Raw genomic sequence first — 23,830 nt, forward strand, 5'->3', positions numbered from 1 at the left:
GGACCCACGAGACCTGCCAGGAGAACGATGAGCTACCCGAAGTCCCAGGAACCGACCCCAGCCGAGTCGGCGTCGAACGGCGCGGCGTTCGGCGTGACGCCGTCGCCCAGCTTCCCCTCGATCGAGGAGGGGGTGCTCGCCCGATGGGCCGCCGACGGCACCTTCCAGGCCTCCATCGACCAGCGCGAGGGCGCTCCGGAGTGGGTGTTCTACGACGGCCCACCCTTCGCGAACGGACTCCCGCACTACGGCCACCTCCTCACGGGCTACGCCAAGGACCTCTTCCCCCGGTTCCAGACGATGCGCGGCAAGCAGGTGCACCGCCGGTTCGGCTGGGACACCCACGGCCTCCCCGCCGAGCTTGAGGCGGAGCGCCAGCTCGGCATCACCGACAAGCGCCAGATCGACGAGATGGGGCTCGCCGCGTTCAACCAGGTCGCACGTGACTCCGTCCTCCGCTACACGGAGGAGTGGCAGGACTACGTGACGCGCCAGGCGCGCTGGGTCGACTTCGAGCACGACTACAAGACCCTCGACGTGACCTACATGGAGTCGGTCATCTGGGCCTTCAAGCAGCTCCACGACAAGGGCCTCGCCTACGAGGGCTACCGGGTGCTGCCCTACTGCTGGCGCGACCAGACGCCGCTCTCCAACCACGAGCTGCGGATGGACGACGACGTCTACCGCTCCCGCCAGGACCAGACCGTCACGGTCACCTTCCCGCTGGTCGGTCCGAAGGCCGAGAGCCTCGGGCTCACCGCCGTCCGCGCGCTCGCCTGGACGACCACGCCCTGGACCCTGCCGACGAACGCCGCGCTCGCCGTCGGGCCCGACATCGAGTACGCGGTCGTCCCGGCCGGTCCGAACGGCACCCCCGACGCCACGGTGCTCCGCGAGGAGGGCTCCTCCCACGCCGACACCGAGGTCCTCGGCGGCGAGTACCTCATCGCCTCGGCGCTGCTCGGCAACTATGCGAAGGACCTCGGCTACGACTCCGCGGCCGAGGCGCAGGCCGCCGTCTCCCGGACGATCGTCGGGCGCGAGCTCGAAGGCGTCTCCTACGACCGCCTCTGGGACTACTACGCCGACGCCGAGTGGGGCATGGAGCAGGCCTGGCGCATCCTCGTCGCCGACTACGTGTCGACCGAGGACGGCACCGGCATCGTGCACCAGGCCCCCGCCTACGGTGAAGAGGACCAGAAGGTGTGCGAGGCCGCCGGTATCCCGGTGATCGTCTCCGTCGACGACGGCGGGAAGTTCCTCCCGGAGGTGTCCGACGTCGCCGGTCTCCAGGTCTTCGACGCCAACAAGCCGCTCACCCAGCTCTTGAAGGCTCAGGGCCGCCTCCTGCGTCAGGCGAGCTACGAGCACTCCTACCCGCACTGCTGGCGCTGCAAGCAGCCGCTCATCTACAAGGCGGTGTCGAGCTGGTTCGTCCGCGTGCCCGAGTTCCGCGACCGCATGGAGGAGCTCAACCAGGAGATCACCTGGGTGCCGGAGAACGTGAAGGACGGACAGTTCGGCAAGTGGCTCGCGGGTGCGCGCGACTGGTCGATCAGCCGGAACCGGTACTGGGGTTCGCCGATCCCGGTGTGGAAGAGCGACGACCCGGCCTACCCGCGCATCGACGTGTACGGCTCGCTGGACGAGCTCGAGGCCGACTTCGGCGTGCGCCCGACCGATCTGCACCGCCCGTACATCGACGAGCTCACGCGGCCGAACCCCGACGACCCGACCGGCCGGTCGACGATGCGCCGCATCACCGACGTCCTCGACGTCTGGTTCGACTCCGGATCGATGCCGTTCGCCCAGGTGCACTACCCGTTCGAGAACCGCGAGTGGTTCGACTCGCACAGCCCCGCGGACTTCATCGTCGAGTACATCGGCCAGACGCGTGGGTGGTTCTACCTCCTGCACGTGCTGTCGACCGCGCTGTTCGACCGGCCGGCGTTCACGAGCGTCGTGAGCCACGGCATCGTCCTCGGCAGCGACGGCCAGAAGATGTCGAAGTCGCTGCGCAACTACCCGGACGTCAACGAGGTCTTCGACCGCGACGGCTCCGACGCCATGCGCTGGTTCCTCATGTCGAGCTCGGTGCTGCGCGGCGGCAACCTCGTCGTGACGGAGGAGGGCATCCGTGAGGGCGTCCGCCAGGTGATGCTGCCGTTGTGGAACACCTGGTACTTCTTCTCGCTGTACGCGAACACGGCGGTGCCTGGTGGCTACGACGCCGAGTGGCGCACGGACTCCACCGACGTCCTCGACCGCTACATCCTCGCCAAGACGCGTGAGCTCGTCGTCACGGTGACCGACCACCTCGAGGCGTTCGACGCGACCCTCGCGGCGGCCTCGCTGCGGGACTTCGCGGACGTCCTGACCAACTGGTACGTGCGTCGCTCCCGCGACCGCTTCTGGTCGACCGACGGTGGCGCCTTCGACCGCGACGCCTTCGACACGCTCTACACCGTCCTCGAGACGTACTGCCGGGTCGCTGCTCCACTCCTGCCGCTCATCACGGAGCAGATCTGGACCGGCCTGACGGGCGAGCGCAGCGTGCACCTCACTGACTGGCCGGAGCCCGAGGCGTTCCCGGAGGACGCGGCACTCGTCGAGGCGATGGACCGGGTCCGCGAGGTCTCCGGTGTCACCCTCGCCCTCCGCAAGCAGGCCGGTCTCCGTGTCCGGTTGCCGCTCGCATCGCTCACCGTGGTCACGCCCGACCCCGCGTCGCTCGCTCCGTTCGAGGCGATCCTCCGCGAGGAGCTCAACCTCAAGGCCGTCTCCTTCGCCGAGTTGACCGACACCAGCGGCACCGAGTTCGGCGTCACCTCGCGCCTCTCGATCAACGCCCGCGCGGCAGGCCCGCGCCTCGGCAAGACGGTGCAGCAGGCGATCAAGGGCGCTCGGAGCGGCGACTGGTCCGAGGTCGACGGCACGGTCACGGCCGGCGGCATCGAGCTCGTCGACGGCGAGTACGAGCTCGTCATGGAGGCGTCCTCGGGCGCCGCCGGTGGCGTTGCGCTCGCGCTCCTGCCCTCGGGTGGCTTCGCCCTGCTCGAGACCACGCTGACGCCCGAGCTCGAAGCGGAGGGACTCGCCCGCGACGTCATCCGTGCTGTGCAGGACACCCGGAAGGCGGCGGACCTGCAGGTGAGCGACCGGATCCGGCTGCAGCTCCGATTCGAGGACGACGCCGACGAACGCGCGGTGCGCAGTGCTCTCGACGTGGTCGACCTCGCCGGCGACACCCTGGCGACGTCCCTGACCTGGTCCGACGACGAGGCCCAGGCTGGAGCGTCGGGCTTCGCCCAGTCGTTCGCGGCCGGGAAGTTCGGCAACGCCGGAGCCTTCACCGTGACCGTCGCGCGTGCAGAGGAGACCGCCGATGTCCGATGACCTGATCCCCGGAGACGAGTTGTCCGCGGCCGATGCCGCCGACGCCGTGTACCGCGAGCTCCTGGAACGGCTGGGGGAGGCCCAGCCGCAGCCGCGTCTCGGTGCCACCAAGCGGGCGCTCGAGCTCCTCGGCAACCCGGAGTCGTCCTTCGCGATCATCCAGATCGCCGGAACGAACGGCAAGACGAGCACGGCGCGCATGATCGAGAGCATCCTCCGCGCCCACGGGCTCCGCACCGGTCTCTTCACGAGTCCGCACCTCGTCCGGTTCACCGAGCGCATCGGGATCGACGGCGAGCGGATCTCGGACGAGGCCGTCGCCAGGAACTGGGACGACATCAAGCCGTATCTGGCGATGGTCGACGCCGAGCTCACGGCGGCCGGTGAGCCCGCGCTGACCTTCTTCGAGGCGCTCACCGTCCTGGGATTCGCCTGCTTCGGCGACGCCCCCGTCGACGTCGCCGTCGTCGAGGTGGGGATGGGCGGTGCCTGGGACTCGACGAACGCCGCTGATGCCGAGGTCGCCGTCTTCACGCCCATCGACCTCGACCACGTGCAGCGTCTCGGCAAGACGATCGCCGAGATCGCGCGCACCAAGGCCGGCATCATCAAGCCCGGGGCGCAGGTGGTCTCGGCCGCGCAGCACCCCGACGCGCGTCGGGCGATCGTCGACGCCGCCGCGGCGGTCGACGACCCGGCCGTGTTCGAAGGTGAGGAGTTCGCCCTCGTGCAGGACGCCGTGGCGGTGGGCGGACAGCTCATCACCGTCCGAGGGCGCGCCGGCACCTACCCGGAGCTGTACCTCCCGCTCTACGGAGACCACCAGGGACGGAACGCGACGCTCGCGATCGCCGCGGTCGAGGCGTTCCTCGGCGGAGCGACCCAGCCGATCGCGGAGGACGTCCTCGCGGAGGGCCTCACCGAGGTCGCCTCCCCGGGACGTCTGCAGCTCATCGGCACCGAACCCACCGTGCTCGTCGACGCTGCGCACAACCCGCACGGTGCCGCGTCCTTGGTCGCCGCACTCGGCAGCTACTTCGACGTCGACGAGATCGCCTTCGTGGTCGGCATCCTCCAGGACAAGGACGCCGCCGGCATCCTGACGACCCTGGCGCCCGCCGCATCCGGCTTCTTCTTCACCCAGTCGGAGTCGGAGCGGGCGATCCCCGCCGAGGAGCTCTCGCGCCTCGCCGCGTCGCTCGACCTGCCGGCGTCGACCTTCGCCGACACGCTCGACGAGGCCGCTGAGGACGCACGGCGCTGGGCCGAGGAGGCGCCGCGCCGGTTGGTGGTGATCACCGGCTCGATCACCCTCGTGGGCGAGGCGATCGAGGTCGCCGACGACCGGGAATGGAAGGCGACCGCATGAGCGGCATGGCACGGAGTCGGGCTCCACGGAGCATCAAGCAGACCCTCGGATCGATCATCCTCGGCTTCGAGATGATCGTCATGTTCCTCGGCGCGCTCGTCATCTTCGGGCTGAAGGCCCTCCCGGCCCCGGTCGCGTTGATCGGCGGAGCGGTGCTGTGTCTGATCATCGTCGCGACGATCCCGCTCCTGCGATTCCGCTGGGGGTATTGGCTGGGCTGGGCGGTGCAAGCCGCTATCGTGGCTACCGGCCTGCTCGTGCCGATGATGTTCCTCGTCGGCGGGATGGCCGCAGCCGTCTGGACCTATGCGATGGTCCAAGGCGACAAGATCGAGCGTCAGCAGGCGCTCTACCGAGAAGCGAAGGATTGACCGTGGCTGTTGAAGAAACCCTGGTACTCGTGAAGCCTGACGGCGTCGCACGCAACCTGACCGGCGAGATCCTCCGTCGGATCGAGGCGAAGGGCTATTCGCTCGTGGACCTGCGCATGGTCGAGCCGGATCGCGAGCTCCTTGCCGCGCACTACGCCGAGCACGAGGGCAAGCCGTTCTACGAGCCCCTCGTCGAGTTCATGCTGAGCGGTCCCGTCGTCGCGATCCGCGTCGCCGGCAACCGCGTCATCGAGGGCTTCCGCTCGCTCGCCGGCACGACCGACCCGACCACCGCCGCGCCCGGGACCATCCGCGGCGACTTCGGCCGCGACTGGGGTCTCAAGGTCCAGCAGAACCTCGTCCACGGTTCGGACAGCCCCGAGTCCGCCTCCCGCGAGCTCGCGCTCTGGTTCGCCTGACGCCCCGACTCCGCACGACGAAGCCCGCCTCCGATTCCGGGGGCGGGCTTCGTCGTGCGCTGCAGGCGGCCGTTCGGGCCGCCACCGGCTACAGGTAGGACAGGACGTCGAGGCGGAGCTGGGCGATGACCGCCACCACGAGGTAGCACCCGAGCGTCACCACCACGATCCAGGAGGACACGACCCCGGCGACGCGGCGGACGGCGGGGGACGCCGGGATGATGCCGTTCCGCAGGGTGAACGCGGTCACCGCGATGAACGAGGGGATCGTCACCGACCAGGTGACCATGCACCACGGGCACAGCGTGCCGAGGACGAAGATGCTCTGCGAGATCAGCCAGATGACGAATCCCAGGGCGCCGAGGAACCCGATGTTGAAGGCGATCCAGAACCACCGCGCGAACTGCGCTCCGGCGAGGACCGCGACGCCGACGGCGATCGGGGCGATCCAGGCGGCGAGGCCGATGATCGGGTTCGGGAATCCGAGGATGGCACCCTGCCAGGAGTTCAGGTTGACCCCGCACTGCACGAGGATGCTCAGATTGCAGCCGAGCTGGGCGTTCGGATCCTGCAGGAGCTGGAACTTGTCGAGGGTGAGCGCGAACGCCGCGATCCACCCGATGACACCTGCGACGATGAGGAAGATGGCGAGGCCCCTGGGGCGCGCGTCGATGACCGGAGTTGACACGCCCTGATTCTCGCACGCTCGCCTGAACGGCGGCGGGACATGCCCGGGTGGTCCGTACTCAGGACCGTCGGCCCTGTTCGTGCGATAATCGTGGGGTGGTGCCCGAGCCGCGCTCGACCGCACGACACAACAGGCTTGTTGGGCAATGAGAGCCCAGGACCCGCCGGCACGTGCCGGCACGATCGTGAGAGCTCCGAGAGCCAGCGATCACACAGGATTTGCGAACGGCTGCACCCGCGGCCGCACGCACGAGACGAAGAACCGGAGGGTGGCGCGGCCACCGACCCGGCATAGGGGAGTACACCAGGAATGGTGAAAGAGCACACCGAGGATCCGGCCACGCTGGGGACCGAGCACGAACCGACCGATCAGCACCTCACGACGCCCGAGACGGCGGACGAGTCGACCAGCACCGAGACGGACGCCCAGGCGGCCGGGCCCGACGAGCAGTCGGCACCTGCCGCACCGGTGCGTCCGCCGACCACCATGCTGCTGTTCCAGGCGCCGGACCTGCCGCCGATCGTCCACCGCGACGACGAACCGCTCGAGGCGGAGCTCAGCTCGTCGAGGCGTCGCACGCGTCGTCGTGCCGGCGAGGACGGACCGGAGCAGGGCGAGCGGGGTGGCGAATCACGCCCCGACACCCGCAACGTGGTCAAGGTCCGCACGCCGCGCGAGCCGGAACTCATCACCGAACCGCAGAAGGTGCGCGGCTCGACGAGGCTTGAGGCCAAGAAGCAGCGTCGCCGTGACGGACGCGACGCCGGTCGTCGTCGTCCGGTCGTCACCGAGGCCGAGTTCCTCGCCCGCCGCGAATCGGTCGACCGTGTCATGGTCGTCCGCTCCAAGAACGGCAAGACGCAGATCGGCGTGCTGGAGGACGGCGTGCTCGTGGAGCACTACGTCGCCAGGAGCCAGGAGGCGTCGCTCATCGGCAACGTCTACCTCGGCCGTGTGCAGAACGTCCTGCCCAGCATGGAGGCGGCCTTCGTCGACATCGGTCGCGGACGCAACGCGGTGCTCTACTCCGGCGAGGTCGACTGGGACTCCGTGGAGACGGGCAACCAGCCTCGCCGGATCGAGCTCGCGCTCAAGGGCGGCGACAAGGTCCTCGTCCAGGTCACGAAGGACCCGGTCGGACACAAGGGCGCGCGCCTGACGAGTCAGGTCTCGCTCCCCGGTCGGTACCTCGTCTACGTGCCGAACGGCTCGATGAACGGCATCTCGCGCAAGCTGCCCGACACGGAGCGCGCCCGCCTGAAGAAGATCCTCAAGGAGGTGCTCCCGGAGAACGTCGGCGTCATCGTCCGCACGGCCGCCGAGGGCGCGACCGAGGAGCAGCTCACGCTCGACGTCACGCGGCTGAAGTCGCAGTGGTCGGAGATCTCCCGTCAGATCGAGACGGTCCAGTCGCCGGCACTGCTGCACAGTGAGCCCGACCTGCTCATCAAGATCATCCGCGACGTCTTCAACGAGGACTTCCACAAGCTCGTCATCCAGGGCTCGGACGCGCTGCAGGACATCCAGAGCTACCTGCGCGGTGTCGCCCCCGACCTGCTCGAGCGCGTCGAGCCGTATGACGGCACGGGCGACTCCTTCGTCGACTACCGCATCGCCGAGCAGATCGAGAAGGCGCTCGACCGCAAGGTCTGGCTGCCGTCCGGCGGATCCCTCGTGATCGACCGCACCGAGGCCATGACGGTCGTCGACGTCAACACGGGGAAGTTCGTCGGTTCCGGCGGCAACCTCGAGGAGACGGTCACCAAGAACAACCTCGAGGCCGCTGAGGAGGTCGTGCGTCAGCTGCGGCTGCGCGACATCGGCGGGATCATCGTCGTCGACTTCATCGACATGGTGCTCGAGTCGAACCGCGACCTCGTGCTGCGCCGCCTCGTGGAGTGCCTCAGCCGCGACCGCACGAAGCACCAGGTCGCCGAGGTCACCTCGCTCGGTCTCGTGCAGATGACGCGTAAGAAGCTCGGCCTCGGCCTGCTCGAGACGTTCAGCGAGCCCTGCGAAGTCTGCGCCGGACGCGGCGTGGTCGTGCACCACGACCCCGTCGTGAAGCACCGCCAGACGCCGCAGCCGGAGCAGCAGCGTCGGCGCGGCAAGGGCGGGTCCCAGGGCGGCCAGCCGTCCTCGAACGGCCAGAGCGCCCAGCAGAAGCCGGCCGGACAGACGCACGGGATCACCGACGACGCGAAGAACGCGCTCGCCCTGATCGCGGCGCGCACGCTGCACCACGAGGAGCTCGCCGCCGCCGAGGCCGTGGCCGACGCCGTCGTGGCCGAGGCGCAGCACACGCAGTCGCAGCACACCGAGGTGCAGGGTTTCGAGGAGTCGGTCTCGGACGAGTCCACGACGTCACCGGAGGATCAGTCCGGGTCGCACGACGGTCGTCGGAGCCGGCGCGAGAAGCGCGAACCGCGCCGTCGCGGCGGTGACGGGTCCCGCCGGGGTGCTTCGGAGGAACGCCCCACCGAGGCGCCGAGCGAATCCGCCGCCCCGGCGCTGGCCTTGCTCGACCTGCCGATCGCACCGGTCGCCGACAAGCCACGTCGCGCAGCCGTCGCGGACCCCGAGCACCTGCTCGAGTCCGTCCTGGACGCGCTCCCCGAGCCGAAGCAGCCGGGTCAGGGTCGCGGCCGCAGCCGCCGGGTGTCGACAGCTTCACTCGCGGGCGGACAGGCCGTCGGTTCGGACGGCGCGCAGCGTCAGGCCGAATAGTCCGGTCGCATCAGGACGGCGCGTCTCCTCGGGAGGCGCGCCGTTCGCGTGCGGTGATGCGCAAGCCGCTGGCGATGAGTCGACGGACGAGTTCGCCGCCGGTCACCGCGACGGCGCCGGCCGCCACGAGCGACGCATGGCGCTCGGCGGGGACGTCGTAATGGTCGAGGTCGAACGATCGCGGCGGAAGCCCGGTGCGTCCGGCGAAGGCGTGCAACTCCTCCAGGGAGCTATCGCTCACCACGTGGGACCAGAGCGTGCCGTGCGCCGGCCACAGCGGGGGATCGATGAGTACCGTCATGCCTCCATCCAACCATCGAGCCTCTCGCGCGATTCCCGTCCGTGGTCGGACGCGCCGGGCACCCGGCCGGCGTTCAGGAGCCCCCGGGGTACACTGGTCGAGTGCGTCCGGTGTGGGAGCCGTGAGGAACAGCCTCGGTCACGAGGTTCTGTGCCCACTGGTTTGACCTGGACTGCACGATGAAGTAAACTCGACCGTTGGTGTGCATTGAGTTTTCAATGCCACGCCCAACGGTTTTCTGCCATCAAGGTGTCCCACGTGTTCGAGCCTTTCCGAGCAGTAACTTCCAGCAACAGTCAGTCGGAGCGTTTCGCTCCCCAAAGAACGGGTACGTAGTGGTTTACGCAGTTGTGCGCGCCGGAGGACGGCAGGAGAAGGTCGAGATCGGAACCATCGTCACGATGGACCGGGTCAAGGCCGACAAGGATGGCAACATCGAGCTTCCCGCGGTGCTCCACGTCGACGGTGAGAAGATCATCTCCGACGCGAAGTCGCTCGCGAAGATCACGGTGACGGCCGAGGTGCTCGAGAACCTCCGCGGTCCGAAGATCATCATCCAGAAGTTCAAGAACAAGACCGGTTACAAGAAGCGTCAGGGGCACCGTCAGGAGCTCACGCGCGTCAAGATCACCGGCATCAAGTAAGGCATCGAGGAGAAGAAGAGATGGCACACAAGAAGGGTGCGAGTTCCACTCGCAACGGTCGTGACTCCAACGCACAGCGTCTCGGTGTGAAGCGCTTCGGCGGCCAGGTCGTCCTCGCGGGCGAGATCCTCGTCCGTCAGCGCGGCACGCACTTCCACCCCGGCGCCAACGTCGGTCGTGGCGGCGACGACACGCTGTTCGCCCTCGAGGCCGGCTCCGTGCAGTTCGGCAACAAGGGCGGCCGCAAGGTCGTCAACATCGTCGCTGCTGCAGAGTAGCAACAACGTCTTTCCAGCAGGGGGCGGGCTTCGGCCCGCCCCCTGCTGTCGTACAACCGAGTTCCATGATCCAGAGAGGGGCTGAGCGTCCATGGTCACATTCGTCGACCGGGTCACACTGCACCTGCGAGCGGGCGGCGGCGGCAACGGCTGCGTCTCCGTGAAGCGCGAGAAGTTCAAGCCGCTGGCCGGCCCCGATGGCGGCAACGGCGGACACGGTGGTGACATCGTGCTCGTGTCCGATCCTCAGATCACGACGCTGCTCGGCTACCACCGGTCACCGCACCGGAGCTCCGACACCGGTGGCTTCGGCATGGGCGACCACCGCAACGGGTTCCAGGGCGAGACGCTCATCCTGCCGGTCCCGGTCGGGACGGTCGTCAAGGACGTCGACGGCGTCGAACTCGTCGACTTCGTCGAGCCCGGCATGGAGTTCGTCGTCGCCCCCGGCGGCCAGGGCGGCCTCGGGAACGCGGCACTCTCCTCGACCAAGCGCAAGGCCCCAGGCTTCGCGCTGCTCGGCACACCCGGCTGGGAAGGCGACGTCCTCCTCGAGCTGAAGACCGTCGCCGACGTCGCGCTCGTCGGGTACCCCTCCGCCGGCAAGTCCAGCCTCATCGCGGCGATGTCCGCGGCGAAGCCCAAGATCGCGGACTACCCGTTCACGACCCTGCACCCGAACCTCGGCGTCGTCGAGGCCGGCGAGGTCCGCTACACCATGGCGGACGTCCCCGGGCTCATCGAGGGCGCCAGTGAGGGCAAGGGCCTCGGTCTCGAGTTCCTGCGTCACGTCGAGCGCTGCTCCGCGCTCCTGCACGTGCTCGACTGCGCGACACTCGAACCGGGACGCGACCCGATCAGCGACCTCGACATCATCCTGGCGGAGCTCGCCGCCTACCCGGTGCCGGAGGGGCAGACGCCGCTGGTCGAGCGCCCGCAGCTCATCGCCCTCAACAAGATCGACGTCCCGGAGGCGAGGGAGCTCGCCGAGTTCCTGCGTCCCGACCTCGAGGCACGCGGCTACAAGGTCTTCGAGATCTCGACGGTCTCGCGCGAAGGCCTTCGACAGCTCTCGTTCGCGTTGAGCGAGCTTGTCGAGGAGAGCCGCGCCCGCGCAGCCCTCGAGGCCGCCAAGCCCCGGATCGTGCTGCGCCCGAAGCCCGTCGACGACTCCAAGTTCACCGTCACGGTCGAGGGTGGCACCTACGGCAACCTCTACCGCATCCTCGGCGCGAAGCCGGAACGATGGGTGCAGCAGACGGACTTCAACAACGAGGAGGCCGTCGGGTTCCTCGCGGACCGCCTGGCGAAGCTCGGCGTCGAAGAGGCGCTCTTCAAGGCCGGTGCCGTCGCCGGCGCGACCGTGATGATCGGTGCGGGTGGCGGTGTGGTCTTCGACTGGGAGCCCACACTCACGAGCACCGCGGAACTGCTGACGCAGCCGCGTGGAACGGACCCGCGTCTCGACGCGAGCCACCGCCCGACGCGCAACCAGCGTCGCGACGAGTACTTCGAGCGCATGGACGCCAAGGCCGAGGCCCGTGCCGAGCTGCTCCGCGAACGTGCGGCCGGCCTCTGGAACGACGACGAGGGCTTCGAGGTCGGCTCCGTGCCGGCCGACGCACAGCAGGACGAGGGTGTCACGACGGAGGACGACGACCGGTGACCATCCACCAGCGCAGTGGCATCCCCTCGGCGCGACGCATCGTCGTGAAGGTCGGGTCCTCCTCGATCAGTGGCGACAACGCCGGGCAGATCACTGCGCTGGTCGAGGCTCTGGCCGAGGCTCATGCCCGAGGCACCGAGGTCATCCTCGTGTCCTCGGGCGCCATCGCGACCGGAATGCCCTACCTCCGCCTCGACGCCCGTCCGAGCGACCTGGCGACGCAGCAGGCGGCTGCAGCCGTCGGGCAGAACGTGCTGATCTACCGGTACCAGGACAGCCTCGACCGGTTCGGTATCGTCGCGGGCCAGGTGCTGCTCACCGCGGGCGACCTCGAGAACCCCAGTCACCGCAGTAACGCCCAGCGGGCGATGGAACGCCTCCTCGGGTTGCGCATCCTGCCGATCGTGAACGAGAACGACACCGTCGCGACGCATGAGATCCGGTTCGGCGACAACGACCGCCTTGCCGCCCTCGTGTCGGTCCTCGTCGCGGCCGACGTCCTCGTCCTCCTGAGTGACGTCGACGCGCTGTACACCCGCCCTCCGCACGAAGCGGGTGCCGAGCGGATCGAGGAGGTCTCGTTCGGAGACACCCTCTCTGGCGTCACGTTCGGCGACATCGGCTCCGCGGGCGTCGGCACCGGGGGAGCGGGAACGAAGGTGTCGGCCGCCCGGTTGGCCGCCGAGGCGGGGACCTCCGTCCTCGTGACGTCGACGACGAACGTCGCGTCCGCCCTCCGCGGTGAGCACCTCGGCACCTGGTTCCAACCGGCGTGACGCGGAGAGCGTCGACCAGACGCCGCTGAGTAGAATCGACGCATGTCGTCGTCGCCAACCACCACCGTGCTGCCACTCGCGGATCGTCTCACCGCTGCGAAGCGTGCCTCCCGGGTCCTCGCCCAGGCGACCACCGCGCAGAAGAACCGGGCCCTCGAGGCCATCGCCGTCGCGATCGTCGAGGGCGCGGATGCGGTCATCGCCGCCAACGAGCGCGACCTCGTCGCGGGACGTGAGCAGGGCATCAGTGTCGGCCTGCAAGACCGTCTCCGCCTCGATCGGGGCCGCATCGACGGGCTCGCGGTGGCGGTCCGCGACGTCATCGCGATCGTCGATCCGGTCGGCCAGGTGGTCCGCGGGAGCAACACTCCGGACGGGGTGAAGCTCGAACAGGTACGCGTCCCGTTCGGCGTGGTCGGCGCGATCTACGAGGCGCGCCCGAACGTGACGGTCGACATCGCCGCCCTCGCGATCAAGAGCGGCAACGCCGTGGTGCTCCGCGGCGGGTCAGCGGCGGAACACTCGAACGCGGTCCTCGTGGGGCTGCTGCGATCGGCACTCGAGTCCGTCGGCCTTCCCGGGGACGCGGTACAGACCATCGACGAGTTCGGTCGCGACGGTGCGAAGCAGCTCATGAACGCCAGAGGCCTGATCGACGTCCTCATCCCGCGGGGGAGCGCGTCACTCATCGAGACGGTCGTCCGGGAGTCGACGGTCCCCGTGATCGAGACCGGCGCCGGCGTCGTCCACGTGTTCCTCGACGAGAGTGCCGAACTCGACTGGGCCGTCGAGATCGTGCGCAACGCCAAAGTGCAGCGCCCATCGGTCTGCAACGCGCTGGAGACGATCCTCGTCCACCGCGCGGCGGCTGCGCGCGTCCTGCCCGCCGTGCTCGGCGACCTGCGCGAGCACGGGGTGCTCATCCACGCGGACGAACGTGCCAGCGAGGTCTTCGCCGACGTTGTGCCCGCCGTGGAGGAGGACTGGTCCACCGAGCACATGTCGCTCGAGCTCTCGGTGCGCGTGGTCGACGACCTCGACGCCGCGCTCGAGCACATCGACCGATACTCCACCGGACACACCGACGCGATCATCACGAACGACGTGGTGAACGCCGACCGGTTCCTCGCCGAGGTCGATTCGGCCGTCGTCATGGTCAACGCCTCGACCCGCTTCACCGACGGCGCCGAGTTCGGATTCGGCGCCGAGGTCGGCATCTCGACGCAGAAGCTCCATGCCCGGGGACCGATGGGACTGCCGGAACTCACGAGTACGAAGTGGCTCGTGCGTGGTTCGGGCCACACCCGTCGGTAGTCGCTAGACTGGTATGGGCGTCACGAGGCGTCGCATAGAAGGAGAGATCATGTCGATTGCCGCGTCCGTCTTGGCCACCGCCGTCCTGGCTGAATCGGAGCACGCCGTCGAACTCGCCGCACCGACCTGGGTGTTCGGCGCGGTCGCCCTCGTGCTGTTCGCCATCCTCGGCGCCGTGACCTTCAGCTACCGCGACGTCGCCAACCGCCATGCCGACAAGGGCGAGTCGGCCGCCGCTCACGGCGAGCACGGCCACTAAGCTGTCCGGCGTGAGCGCGCCCGTCACCGAGACGACCACCCGTCGTCCTCGGATCGGGGTCATGGGCGGGACGTTCGACCCGATCCATCACGGGCACCTCGTCGCCGCCTCGGAGGTCGCGCAGCACTTCGATCTCGATGAGGTCGTCTTCGTCCCGACCGGCATGCCGTACCGGAAGTCGGGCGTGAGCGACAGCGAGCACCGCTACCTCATGACCGTGATCGCCACCGCAGCGAACCCCCGCTTCACCGTCAGCCGGGTCGACATCGACCGAGCCGGACCGACGTACACGATCGACACGCTGCGCGATCTGCGCCGCAAACGTCCCGATGCCGAGCTGTTCTTCATCACGGGTGCCGACGCGATCGCCCAGATCCTCAGTTGGAAAGACGTCAGAGAGGTCTGGGACCTCGCTCACTTCGTCGCTGTGAGTAGACCGGGACACGATTTGAACGTTTCCGGATTACCACAGCACGACGTAAGCTTGTTGGAAGTTCCGGCCCTAGCGATATCGTCGACGGATTGCCGGAGCCGGGTGAGCAAAGGCTTTCCGGTCTGGTATCTGGTTCCCGACGGTGTCGTGCAGTACATCACCAAGCACCACCTGTATCGGAGTGAAGCCACATGACCGCGTTGCCAGAGGATGCGCCCCTGACCAGGCGACAGGCTCGAGCGAGCCAGCAGCCGTCGACGTCCGCTGACGAAACGACGCCCGACGCTGCTGCGCCACGGATACGACGCGCGTCGACATCCGAACCCGTCGCCGGGGGAGCGATCCCCGAGCAGGCCACGTCGCGCGACGAGAGTGTTCCAACGCCTTCGTCCACGTCACCCGCGCCGTCGTCGAGCGCTCAGGCATCCGGTGCACCTGCTCCGGCTCCGACCGGTGGACTCACGCGCCGTCAGTTGCGAGAACTCGAGCGCACCGGCTCGATCGAGCAGGTGGGCTCCCCGGCAGCGCCGGTCGCTCCTCCGGTCGAGCAGCCGGTCCCTTCGGTCGCCCTGCCGCCGCGGACGCCGGACCAGGTGGTCGCTCCGCCCCAGAAGCAGAACAAGGCGGCCCGTCAGCAGGCCGCGAAGCTCGCGCAGCAGGAAGCGGACGCCGAGGCTGCCGCTGCAGCTGAGCAGGAACGTCGCGAAGCCGAGGCCACCAAGCAGGCCGAGCAGCGCCAGGCCGCCGAGCGCAAGGCGGAAGAACGGCAGGCCGCGGAGCGCAAGGCGGAAGAACAGCAGGCCGCCGAGCGCAAGGCCGCTGAACGCAAGGCGGCCGAACGCAAGGCCGCCGAGCGGGCCGCCGTCGACGAGCGCGCAGCCAAGGCCCGGTCCGCTGAGGCGCCGACGCCTTCCGTCACCCCCGCCGCTGCGGCGTCCGTGGCCCCCGGTTCACTCTTCGACGTCTCGGACCGCGACGACATCTCCGAGGACCCCGCGTCGACCCTGTCGAAGGGGTTCGGGCGCGACTCCATGCTCGTGGCGGCGCTCGAAGCCGAGAAGGCTTCGCAGGCCGACAACGAGGTCGCGTTCGAAGACCTCCTCGGAAGCGGCATGACGAGCACGGGGCAGATCACCACGAGCTCGCTCATCATCCCCGTCGCTCCCGCGCAGGCTGAGGCGGGCGCCACATCCAACTCCACGGGCGAGATCCTCATCACCGGAACCATCGATCTGCCCCGCGGACTGGGTTCCGCCGGTCAAGACCCGAACCATTTCGACGGTGCAGGGATCGACCGACTCATCGAGGGCGACGAGCTGCCGGCGTCGGTCACTGCAGCGTCCCCGGTCGCGGCAAGCCGCGCGGTCAGTAGCCACGGTTCCACCCGCGACGTCGTCCCGGCCACCACCAACCAGAGCAACAAGCTGCTGATGACGCTCGCGATCGCCGCCGCCGTGCTCGCCGCCGGCGTGATCGCGGTGCTCATCATCGGTTTCTTCGGCGGAGCGTTCTAGCCCTGCCGACATTCATCCGATCGCGCACCATGCGATCGCCAGAGGAGTACACCACATGACCCTGTCCGACACCACACTGGACGCCGTCCAGCTCGCAGCGACCGCAGCCGAGTCCAAGGGCGGCGAGGATCTCGTCGCGCTCGACGTCTCCGGTCCGTTGCCGTTCGTCGACGCCTTCCTCCTCGTCACCGGTCGGAGCGAGCGCAACGTCGTCGCCATCGCCGGCGAGGTCGAAGACCGCCTGAACGCGAGCGGCGTGAAGACGCTGCGACGCGAAGGCAAGTCCGAGGGGCGGTGGATCCTGCTCGACTTCGGCGAGGTCGTCGTCCACGTCTTCCACGAGGAGGAGCGGATGTACTACTCGCTGGAGCGTCTGTGGAAGGACTGCCCGGTGATTCCGCTGGTCTCGTCCGCACCGCAGCCCGCGAACTGACCATCCCGTCGGTGCCGAGCACCGAAAGTGGTCACAACCGCTCTCAAGATGTAGTAACCTATTCAAGTTGCTTCCGCTGAAACAGCAGGGGCAAGCAAGTTGAATACGGGTCTGTGGCGCAGCTGGTAGCGCACCTGCATGGCATGCAGGGGGTCAGGGGTTCGAGTCCCCTCAGATCCACCCGAACACCGAGAAGTCCCCGTCAGCCGAACAGCTGACGGGGACTTCTGCGTTGGTACGACACTGTGTTGGTACGACTCTGGGTTGGGCGAGGCCCTGAGGTCAGTTCACCTCGTCGGGGTGGCTGCCGACGCGCTTGCCCGAGTCGAGGGCATCGATGGACGCGATCTCGTCGGCGGACAGCTCGAAGCCGAAGACGTCGAAGTTCTGGGCGATACGGGCGTTCTCGAAGGTAGGACAGCACAAGAACCAGCGAGAGGCATATGCATTCATTGCATTGCTAAACCTCGCCAATAGACAGTGTCAGACCTCGGCTATAGAATTAACCGCTAGCCACAAGGTTTCAGAATCAAGTCTCTGGTGCTTGTCGACGTCGGTACGAGCTGCGAGTCAGTGCCGAACGGTCGGAATGAGACGTATCAGCCGAAGGATTGGGGACGTTCCATGAGGCTAATATCCGCGCGAGTGCGCGGCGTTGGTCGTCTCATCGACACTACAATCAAGCTGGACCAGAAGCTCGTCGCAATCGTAGGACCGAATGAGGCCGGCAAGACTACGCTGCTCAAAGCGCTTGCCTATGTGGACTCAGACGATGCTCTTGCACCGGCGCAACGTTCGCGTGCGTTGATGGACCTGCCGGACTCAACGCCAGTCATCAGCCTCCGTTATCGTCTCAGCGAGAACGATCGCGGGGCCCTGAGAGAATTCGAGCTTCAAGATGCGCCGACCGAGTTTTGGGTCAGTCGCAGTGCAGACGGTGATGGGCCCAACTTTGCTGTCAAGCCTTCACCGCGTAAGTCCGAGACACCATTGGAGCAGCTCGAAGCTGACCTCAGAGTCGTTCTGGCCACGACACCGCCTCTAGTGCGGCTGCCTGTCGAGGTGAGCGAGCAGGAGGACCCGCAAGAGCTCCCCGACGGTATTGCGCTAATCCAAGACCTCCGTGTTCTGCAGAGTGACCTCAGCACCTACATCGCGGCACCAGTCGGTGAACGCAGCTCGATCGACGCGATGCGCGGGAGGGCGGACGAGCAGTCTGAGGCGCTGCGGGTATTCAGCGATACCTCGCGCTTACAGCAGATCCTCTCGTCTTTCATATCGTGGGTTGATCGTGAGGACCCGACGGAGTACGTCAAGGAGAAGCTCTGGCGACTTACGCCCGACGTGGTGATGTTCACCGAAGCTGATCGTGCGCTGGCGTCCACCTACACTCTCGATGACGCTCTGCTAACCGAGGTTCCTGTGGCGCTCGCAAACCTGACACGGTTGGCCGAACTTGATCTGAATGTGCTCGTCCGGGCAGTGCAGACTGGTCAAGTCGCTCGACGAGACACGATCAAGAACAGGGCAAACATAGTGCTTGCCAACTACTTCCGAGACGCCTGGCAGCAGTCTGACCTGAAGGTCGAGTTGAACGTGGAGAACGATCTCCTCCGGATCGGGCTCGTCGAAGATGGCGTACACGCATCTGTGTTCAATGAGCGAAGCGCCGGGCTGAGGATGTTCGTTGCCCTGACCTCCTTCCTGGCTGCGCGCGACAGCGGTCGCGCGACAATCCTCCTGATCGACGAAGCCGAAACTCACCTTCACATCGATGCCCAGGCTGACCTTGTCCAGATGTTCGCCAAGCAGGATAAGGCAGACAAGATCATCTACACCACACACTCTCCCGGCTGTCTGCCCGCCGACCTGGGTGTAGGTATCCGTGCAGTGGTGCCGGACTCCGACGAGACGAGCCACGTTGAGAACAGTTTCTGGCGGCAAAACGGTGGCGGATTCACGTCCTTAATGTTCGCAATGGGAGCTTCGGCAGCAGCATTCACACCAGCGCGTTGCGCAGTCATCGCCGAAGGGGCCACCGACATGATTTTGCTCCCTACATTGATGCGAGCCGCGACTGGGCAGGACAGCTTGCCCTACCAGGTTGCGCCGGGCCTGTCGGAGATGCCGAGAGACTCCTACCCGGCGCTTGACTTTCAAGCGGCCAAAGTGGTCTTTCTGGTTGACGGAGATGGCGGGGGGATGAGGCTCGCGCAGACGATCGGCCGCGCCATTCCCCAGGAACGGATCGTGGCGCTCAGCGTGCACGGAATTGAGAACACTCTGGACCCAGAATTCTATCGGGAAACGTTCGTCAGGCTGCTGCGCGATCTCAACGGAGACCTCGCAGACGGCGAGCTACCGCTGCTACCCGCTGCGACTGCAGCACCTTGGTCCACCCTTTTGGAAGACTGGGCGAACGATCGCGGCTGGCGGGCACCGACAAAGCAGGAGATTGCTAATTACCTTATCGAGGTCGATGAATTGCCGCTGAGCCCGGAAGGTGAGCTGACGCTTAAAGAAGCTCATGCGTCGCTAGTTGCAGCTTTGGGTATCACTGCATGATCGTTGCAATAGCCTGCCGTTTTAATGGCGAGCACAAGCAAGAGAATGTCGTCGAACGGTTACGGCGCATTGCGAGGTAAGGTAACGTGCGCAAAATCTGGGCTTGGATCGTTGGCACGGTCCGATTACTTCTGGTGAGACTAGTCATTTCCCGTCAGCCACAACTGTCGTGGACTTCTTCGTTGTGTGAGCCCCCTGGGGATAGTCCACTTCGTTCACATGCCCGCCGACACGCTTGCCGAAGTGGAGGTAGGGGGGGGGGCGTCTGGCCGCTCGAAGCTTAAGAAATCGACGTTCTGGATGGCGAGCTCGCTCGAGTCTGGCTTCGGTGAGGCGATGAGCTTGTTCTTCAGGCGCCACCGGCAGCTGACCTACGCCGGCCGCCTCGATTCTTTCCCTGACTCGCGCACGGCCAAGTCATTGCATGACGGCGGCAGCGCGCAAATCGTCTCCAGTTCTGAGATGAACTAAGAATCGACAGCGGCTGGGCTCAGAGCCGTGACATGCGATCAGCCTGGCGAGCGCCCCAATAAATCCGCCCGAATGCAGATGGCCGGTCTCGAGGCTGATATCAGACGTCTCCTGCCACTCAGCCACGCGACGTGAACGCTCAAAAAAGCAGCTCCTGGAGCAGCGCGCTGCTCTGCGAATATGCACAAGCTACGCAAGCGCAGCAAGTCGAATCAGGGAGGCGACCCTACTAGGTGCCGGCATCATCCTGGCACTACAGTGGTTCTGAAGTAGTAGGGTGGCACTGGATATAAGTGCCAACGTCGCGATCAAGGGGGCAGCGAGTGGCTGGCATTGAATTTGAAGTACTTGACACTTTTCTAAGTGATTTGACTGGCATCGACGAAGTGCCGGAGGCAGTTACAGACGCATTAGCAAAATTGTTGGCGAGCGAAAAGCTGCCGAAGCCCGAAGTTCTCGTGTCACTGTACACGGAAGCTAGTGGTGAGTTGGCGCTGTGATCCAGATTCAGAAGATCCGCGTCGAGGAGTTCCGCGGTATCCGCAATCTCGATCTGAGCCTGGATGGCACATCTTTTGTCGTGGTGGGCCCGAATGGATCGGGAAAGAGTGGAGTGATCGACGCAATCGACTTCGCGTTGACGGGAAATGTCTCTCGTCTTAGCGGAACTGGCACGGGCAGCGTCTCAGTGATGAAGCACGCTCCTCACGTGCACCAGCGTGACAATCCGGCCGCGGCCGTTGTCACACTGACCTTCACGCACCCAGCCAGTGGACAGACCGGGGAGCTCAGACGTAGCGTGAAGACCGCGGGTCAGTTCGAGCTAGAGCCTAGGACTCCGGAACTCCTTGCTGCCGTGGAATGGGCGGGGCGTCATCCTGAGCTGGTCTTGTCGCGGCGCGAGGTCATCAAGTATGTCAATGCTGAGCCTGGGAAACGAGCACAGGAGGTGCAGGCCCTTCTCAAGCTTGATCGCATTGACGAGATTCGTCGCCTGCTAAATACCGCGCGGAACAAGACAAGTGCAGCCGCCAAGAGTGCGGACGACGGAGTCAAGTCGGCAGAAGAGGCTGTCAAGCGCGGTCTCGACATCATCGACCTGCTACCAAGCGAGGTTACGGCAGCCGTCAACAAGAGGCGTGAGCTGCTCGGGTTGGACACTCTTCCAACGACGTCTATTGAAACTGACCTCAATTCAGGTGCCAAGATCGAGACTGGCCAAAGTAGCTTCGATCGGGCATCGGCTATCCGCGATGTCGAAGCCATCACCAGCTACCTGGCTATGCACGAAGACCTCGACGTCGCCGCGACCGATCTCCGCGCCGCGCTGACGGAACTTGAGAGTGACACCAGGGTTCTAGAGGCGCTCAGGCATCGACAACTTGTCGAGGCAGGCTTACCGCTCGTGGTTGATTCTTCCTGCCCTCTTTGCGACGTGGAGTGGTCTGATGTCATGTCCCTGCGGCAGCATCTGAGTGACAAACTCGCCCGGTCTGAGGCGGCCGAGGAGCTGCAGCAGCGTATTCATGCTGCTGCGGGCAAAGTGCTTGGGCAACTTCGCGGCGCACGGTCTCTCGTTCAGGCAGCGCAACCGACCGCTGTTCTGATGGGACATGCGGAGCTGCATGCATCACTCCTGGAGTGGTCGAACGGTCTCGCCTCGTTTGAAACAAAGCTGGCAACCATCGAGGCTATCCGGGGCGAATACGACCGCCTAAGCACCGACCCTTTAGCCACCCCATCGCTGATCAGTGATGGACTGAAGGCTCTTCGAGCCACCATCGAGGCGCAGCCCGATCAGTCCGCGCGCGAGGCTGCTCGATCATTCCTTACTGTTGCCGGAGATCGATGGATACAGTTGCGCCAAGCTCGAGCTAGGGCGTTGAAGGCTAGTGCGGCTCACCGAACGGCTAGCGCGGTGTATGACACGTACAACTCCTTAGCGGATGCGGCGCTGACCACCCTATACAAGACCGTAGAGGCGGACTTCAGCGAGTTCTATAGGCAGATTAATTCCGATGATGAGTCATCCTTCAAGGCCGGTTTGTCGCCTACTGCCGGAAAGCTTGACCTCGAGGTTGACTTCTATGGGCTCGGTATGTTCCCGCCTCTCGCGTACCACAGCGAAGGTCATCAGGACGGAATGGGTGTTTGCCTGTACCTAGCTCTACTCAAGCAGCTGCTCGGTTCGGACTTCCGGCTAGCGGTGCTCGATGACGTAGTCACATCGGTGGATACGAACCACAGGCGACAGTTTTGTAAGCTACTGAAGGAGGTTTTTCCTGAGGTCCAGTTCATTATGACGACCCATGATGAGGTATGGGCGCGCCAGATGCAGTCCTCGGGCCTGATCTCTCGACGTTCGTTAGCTCGGTTCAACGGATGGACGGTGAGTGGAGGGCCGTTCTACGGTCAAGGCGGTGATTTCTGGACTCAGATCGAAACTGATCTCGCGGGTGATGATGTTCCCGCTGCAGCCCACAAGCTGCGAAGAAACCTAGAGTCATCATTGGCCGATGTGGCTGCTGGCCTGCAGGGTCAGGTTGTGTTCAGGCCAGATAACAATTATGACTTGTCCGCCTTCTTCTCCGCAGTTAAGGGTAGGCATGGAGACCTGCTGAAGAAGGCTACCGCATCTGCCAACTCGTGGAACAACGATGATGCCAGGCAGGAGGTTGAAGCGCTAAAAGCCGTGCGGTCGGAGGCAATGCTGGCGCAGGATGGGGAGAACTGGGCAATCAATGCACTTGTTCACAACAACGATTGGGCCACGATGACAAAGGCGGACTTTGCCCCGGTGGTCGAGGCCAGTCGGCAATTTTTGAACCTGTTCACTTGTTCCAATGGGGCCTGCGATGGATGGATCTATGTTGTTGGAGGCCCAGGGCGAGAAGAAGGGCTCCGATGTTCTTGCGGCAGCTTCAATTTGAACCTTCGAAAAAAGTAGTTCCAAGCTCGCTAATCTGAGGCCCGCCTCCGTTTGGCGACCTGGGACCGCCGTGCATGAGATCGCCCTCTCGGCTAATATCTGGAAAGCTCAGAGGAATTCGGATGTGCTGTATTTTGGGGAGGAACTAGAAGGCTCCATCGTTGCGAGACCTTCCTCGGCCCGTCCCCGAGGCTCATCGAGTTACTGGCACCTATTCCACCCCTGAACCTGCTTGGAGAAGTGACGTGTGAGTCGGAACTGACCACTGCTCCCTTGACACAGATCCACCCGAACACCGAGAAGTCCCCGTCGGCCGAACAGCTGACGGGGACTTCTGCGTTGTTGAGACTCTAGGTTGGGCGAGGCCGTGAGGTCAGTTCACCTCGTCGGGGTGGCTGCCGACGCGCTTGCCCGAGTCGAGGGCGTCGATGGACGCGATCTCGTCGGCGGACAGCTCGAAGCCGAAGACGTCGAAGTTCTGGGCGATGCGCTCGCGCGAGTTCGACTTCGGGAAGACGATGAGCCCGTTCTGCAGGTGCCACCGGATGACGACCTGCGCCGGAGTGACGCCGTGCGCCTCGGCTGCAGCGGAGACGGCCTGCTCGCCGAAGAGGTCGTACTTGCCCTGACCGAGCGGGCCCCAGGACTCGATGTGGATGCCGTGCTCGGCACCGAAGGCACGCAGCTCGCGCTGGGCGAACGCCGGGTGGAGTTCGATCTGGTTGACCGCAGGGACCGTCTCGGAACCCGCGATCAGCTTCTCGAGGTGCTCGACCTGGTGGTTCGACACGCCGATCGAACGCGCCTTGCCGGCCGCCTTGATCTCCTCGAGGGCGAGCCACGCTTCGAGGTAGTCGTCCTTGGCCGGGGTCGGCCAGTGGGTCAAGTACAGGTCGACGTGGTCGAGCCCGAGCTTGTCGAGGCTCTCGTCGATGGCGGTGTGCGCGGACGCCTTCTGGTGGCGGTCGTTCCAGAGCTTCGTGGTGATGAAGAGTTCGTCGCGGGGGATGCCCGACTTCGCGATGGCGGCGCCGACGCCCTCCTCGTTCTTGTAGATGGCAGCGGTGTCGATGTGGCGGTAGCCGACCTCGAGCGCGTCCGAGACGATGCGCTCAGCCTCCTGCGGGTCGACGAGGAAGACGCCGAAGCCGAGCTGAGGGATGGTGTGGCCGTCGTTCAGGGTGATGGTGGGAACTGTCATGTCCTCATGCTGGCACCGGAACCGTCCGTCCGGAACGGGTCTTCGCCCTGCGCGTAACCGGTCGACACGCATGGGA

Annotated in this window: 21 protein-coding genes, 1 tRNA gene and 1 pseudogene; 19 read left to right on the plus strand and 4 right to left on the minus strand. The window is 65.9% G+C overall.

Going from position 1 to position 23,830, the window contains the following annotated elements; genetic code table 11:
* The first annotated feature begins 27 nt into the window (after nucleotides 1-27).
* The 4 genes from ileS to ndk are packed head-to-tail and all read left to right on the plus strand — an operon-like array spanning nucleotide 28 to nucleotide 5,555.
* Nucleotides 28-3,396 (plus strand): isoleucine--tRNA ligase, encoded by a 3,369-nt coding sequence (ileS, locus tag ACLIME_RS03925; protein ID WP_411558242.1) that lies wholly within the window; start codon nucleotides 28-30, stop codon nucleotides 3,394-3,396.
* The gene (locus tag ACLIME_RS03930; protein ID WP_411558243.1) at nucleotides 3,386-4,765 is read left to right on the plus strand and encodes a bifunctional folylpolyglutamate synthase/dihydrofolate synthase; all 1,380 of its coding nucleotides are present in this window, start codon (nucleotides 3,386-3,388) and stop codon (nucleotides 4,763-4,765) included. Before ileS ends, ACLIME_RS03930 begins: the two co-directional genes overlap by 11 nt.
* Nucleotides 4,762-5,136 (plus strand): DUF4233 domain-containing protein, encoded by a 375-nt coding sequence (locus tag ACLIME_RS03935; protein ID WP_064295611.1) that lies wholly within the window; start codon nucleotides 4,762-4,764, stop codon nucleotides 5,134-5,136. Before ACLIME_RS03930 ends, ACLIME_RS03935 begins: the two co-directional genes overlap by 4 nt.
* Nucleotides 5,137-5,138: 2 nt before the next feature.
* Entirely contained in the window at nucleotides 5,139-5,555 is a 417-nt protein-coding gene (ndk, locus tag ACLIME_RS03940; protein ID WP_064295600.1) for a nucleoside-diphosphate kinase, read from the plus strand.
* 88 nt (nucleotides 5,556-5,643) lie between these two features.
* On the opposite strand, the gene ACLIME_RS03945 is transcribed toward ndk, so the two are convergent.
* Nucleotides 5,644-6,243: a vitamin K epoxide reductase family protein gene (locus ACLIME_RS03945; protein WP_064295599.1), complete on the minus strand. Its 600-nt coding sequence runs from the start codon at nucleotides 6,241-6,243 to the stop codon at nucleotides 5,644-5,646.
* Nucleotides 6,244-6,555: 312 nt separating this feature from the next.
* Between ACLIME_RS03945 and ACLIME_RS03950 the strand changes: the two genes are divergently transcribed.
* Nucleotides 6,556-8,970 carry an Rne/Rng family ribonuclease gene (locus ACLIME_RS03950; RefSeq protein WP_411558244.1) on the plus strand — a complete coding sequence of 805 codons (2,415 nt, stop codon included), beginning with the start codon at nucleotides 6,556-6,558 and terminating at the stop codon, nucleotides 8,968-8,970.
* Nucleotides 8,971-8,980: 10 nt separating this feature from the next.
* Here ACLIME_RS03950 and ACLIME_RS03955 read toward each other — a convergent pair whose 3' ends face one another.
* Nucleotides 8,981-9,271, minus strand: coding sequence for a DUF4031 domain-containing protein (locus ACLIME_RS03955; RefSeq protein WP_064295598.1), 291 nt, complete (start codon nucleotides 9,269-9,271; stop codon nucleotides 8,981-8,983).
* 335 nt (nucleotides 9,272-9,606) lie between these two features.
* On the opposite strand from ACLIME_RS03955, the gene rplU reads away from it, so the two are divergent.
* From rplU to ACLIME_RS04005, 10 genes are all read left to right on the plus strand, one after another.
* Nucleotides 9,607-9,915 carry a 50S ribosomal protein L21 gene (gene rplU, locus ACLIME_RS03960; protein WP_079002324.1) on the plus strand — a complete coding sequence of 103 codons (309 nt, stop codon included), beginning with the start codon at nucleotides 9,607-9,609 and terminating at the stop codon, nucleotides 9,913-9,915.
* 20 nt (nucleotides 9,916-9,935) lie between these two features.
* Complete coding sequence (gene rpmA, locus ACLIME_RS03965; protein WP_056006626.1) at nucleotides 9,936-10,193, plus strand: 50S ribosomal protein L27; 258 nt, start codon at nucleotides 9,936-9,938, stop codon at nucleotides 10,191-10,193.
* A 91-nt stretch (nucleotides 10,194-10,284) separates the two neighbouring features.
* Nucleotides 10,285-11,859 (plus strand): GTPase ObgE, encoded by a 1,575-nt coding sequence (obgE, locus tag ACLIME_RS03970; protein WP_079705726.1) that lies wholly within the window; start codon nucleotides 10,285-10,287, stop codon nucleotides 11,857-11,859.
* Nucleotides 11,856-12,635, plus strand: a complete 780-nt coding sequence (gene proB, locus ACLIME_RS03975; protein WP_411558245.1) for a glutamate 5-kinase — start codon at nucleotides 11,856-11,858, stop codon at nucleotides 12,633-12,635. Before obgE ends, proB begins: the two co-directional genes overlap by 4 nt.
* A 42-nt stretch (nucleotides 12,636-12,677) precedes the next feature.
* Complete coding sequence (locus ACLIME_RS03980; RefSeq protein WP_411558246.1) at nucleotides 12,678-13,949, plus strand: glutamate-5-semialdehyde dehydrogenase; 1,272 nt, start codon at nucleotides 12,678-12,680, stop codon at nucleotides 13,947-13,949.
* Nucleotides 13,950-13,998: 49 nt separating this feature from the next.
* On the plus strand, nucleotides 13,999-14,208 hold the full coding sequence (locus ACLIME_RS03985) for a hypothetical protein (protein ID WP_124769192.1): 210 nt from the start codon (nucleotides 13,999-14,001) through the stop codon (nucleotides 14,206-14,208).
* 61 nt (nucleotides 14,209-14,269) lie between these two features.
* Nucleotides 14,270-14,836, plus strand: a complete 567-nt coding sequence (gene nadD, locus ACLIME_RS03990) for a nicotinate-nucleotide adenylyltransferase (RefSeq protein WP_056006615.1) — start codon at nucleotides 14,270-14,272, stop codon at nucleotides 14,834-14,836.
* Nucleotides 14,837-15,114: 278 nt separating this feature from the next.
* A complete protein-coding gene (locus ACLIME_RS03995) occupies nucleotides 15,115-16,155 on the plus strand; it encodes a hypothetical protein (protein WP_411558247.1) in 1,041 nt (346 codons plus the stop codon).
* Nucleotides 16,156-16,210: 55 nt separating this feature from the next.
* On the plus strand, nucleotides 16,211-16,588 hold the full coding sequence (rsfS, locus tag ACLIME_RS04000) for a ribosome silencing factor (protein ID WP_079002329.1): 378 nt from the start codon (nucleotides 16,211-16,213) through the stop codon (nucleotides 16,586-16,588).
* Nucleotides 16,589-16,695: 107 nt separating this feature from the next.
* A tRNA-Ala gene (locus tag ACLIME_RS04005) sits at nucleotides 16,696-16,768 on the plus strand.
* 102 nt (nucleotides 16,769-16,870) lie between these two features.
* Here ACLIME_RS04005 and ACLIME_RS04010 read toward each other — a convergent pair.
* A pseudogene (locus ACLIME_RS04010) lies at nucleotides 16,871-16,987 on the minus strand (aldo/keto reductase); the annotation flags it as partial.
* A 141-nt stretch (nucleotides 16,988-17,128) separates the two neighbouring features.
* Between ACLIME_RS04010 and ACLIME_RS04015 the strand changes: the two are divergent.
* The 4 genes from ACLIME_RS04015 to ACLIME_RS04030 all read left to right on the plus strand — a co-directional run bounded on the left by ACLIME_RS04015 (nucleotide 17,129) and on the right by ACLIME_RS04030 (nucleotide 22,571).
* A complete protein-coding gene (locus tag ACLIME_RS04015; RefSeq protein ID WP_411558248.1) occupies nucleotides 17,129-19,153 on the plus strand; it encodes an AAA family ATPase in 2,025 nt (674 codons plus the stop codon).
* A 219-nt stretch (nucleotides 19,154-19,372) separates the two neighbouring features.
* Nucleotides 19,373-19,624: a hypothetical protein gene (locus tag ACLIME_RS04020; protein WP_411558249.1), complete on the plus strand. Its 252-nt coding sequence runs from the start codon at nucleotides 19,373-19,375 to the stop codon at nucleotides 19,622-19,624.
* A 323-nt stretch (nucleotides 19,625-19,947) separates the two neighbouring features.
* The gene (locus ACLIME_RS04025) at nucleotides 19,948-20,124 is read left to right on the plus strand and encodes a hypothetical protein (protein WP_411558250.1); all 177 of its coding nucleotides are present in this window, start codon (nucleotides 19,948-19,950) and stop codon (nucleotides 20,122-20,124) included.
* Nucleotides 20,121-22,571 (plus strand): AAA family ATPase, encoded by a 2,451-nt coding sequence (locus ACLIME_RS04030; RefSeq protein ID WP_411558251.1) that lies wholly within the window; start codon nucleotides 20,121-20,123, stop codon nucleotides 22,569-22,571. Before ACLIME_RS04025 ends, ACLIME_RS04030 begins: the two co-directional genes overlap by 4 nt.
* A 355-nt stretch (nucleotides 22,572-22,926) precedes the next feature.
* On the opposite strand, the gene ACLIME_RS04035 is transcribed toward ACLIME_RS04030, so the two are convergent.
* A complete protein-coding gene (locus ACLIME_RS04035; protein WP_137241817.1) occupies nucleotides 22,927-23,754 on the minus strand; it encodes an aldo/keto reductase in 828 nt (275 codons plus the stop codon).
* Nucleotides 23,755-23,830 lie beyond the last annotated feature (76 nt).

It is taken from the genome of Plantibacter sp. MPB07, from assembly GCF_046619465.1.
GTDB classification, from domain to species: Bacteria; Actinomycetota; Actinomycetes; order Actinomycetales; family Microbacteriaceae; genus Plantibacter; species Plantibacter auratus.

Excerpts from the sequence above, each read along its gene's own strand:
- ileS (WP_411558242.1), top strand. The coding sequence starts at position 28 with ATGAGCTACCCGAAGTCCCAGGAACCGACCCCAGCCGAGTCGGCGTCG.
- ACLIME_RS03930 (WP_411558243.1), top strand. The coding sequence starts at position 3,386 with ATGTCCGATGACCTGATCCCCGGAGACGAGTTGTCCGCGGCCGATGCC.
- ACLIME_RS03935 (WP_064295611.1), top strand. The coding sequence starts at position 4,762 with ATGAGCGGCATGGCACGGAGTCGGGCTCCACGGAGCATCAAGCAGACC.
- ACLIME_RS03955 (WP_064295598.1), bottom strand. The coding sequence starts at position 9,271 with ATGACGGTACTCATCGATCCCCCGCTGTGGCCGGCGCACGGCACGCTC.
- rpmA (WP_056006626.1), top strand. The coding sequence starts at position 9,936 with ATGGCACACAAGAAGGGTGCGAGTTCCACTCGCAACGGTCGTGACTCC.
- obgE (WP_079705726.1), top strand. The coding sequence starts at position 10,285 with ATGGTCACATTCGTCGACCGGGTCACACTGCACCTGCGAGCGGGCGGC.
- ACLIME_RS03980 (WP_411558246.1), top strand. The coding sequence starts at position 12,678 with ATGTCGTCGTCGCCAACCACCACCGTGCTGCCACTCGCGGATCGTCTC.
- ACLIME_RS03985 (WP_124769192.1), top strand. The coding sequence starts at position 13,999 with ATGTCGATTGCCGCGTCCGTCTTGGCCACCGCCGTCCTGGCTGAATCG.
- nadD (WP_056006615.1), top strand. The coding sequence starts at position 14,270 with ATGGGCGGGACGTTCGACCCGATCCATCACGGGCACCTCGTCGCCGCC.
- rsfS (WP_079002329.1), top strand. The coding sequence starts at position 16,211 with ATGACCCTGTCCGACACCACACTGGACGCCGTCCAGCTCGCAGCGACC.
- ACLIME_RS04020 (WP_411558249.1), top strand. The coding sequence starts at position 19,373 with ATGCCCGCCGACACGCTTGCCGAAGTGGAGGTAGGGGGGGGGGCGTCT.
- ACLIME_RS04035 (WP_137241817.1), bottom strand. The coding sequence starts at position 23,754 with ATGACAGTTCCCACCATCACCCTGAACGACGGCCACACCATCCCTCAG.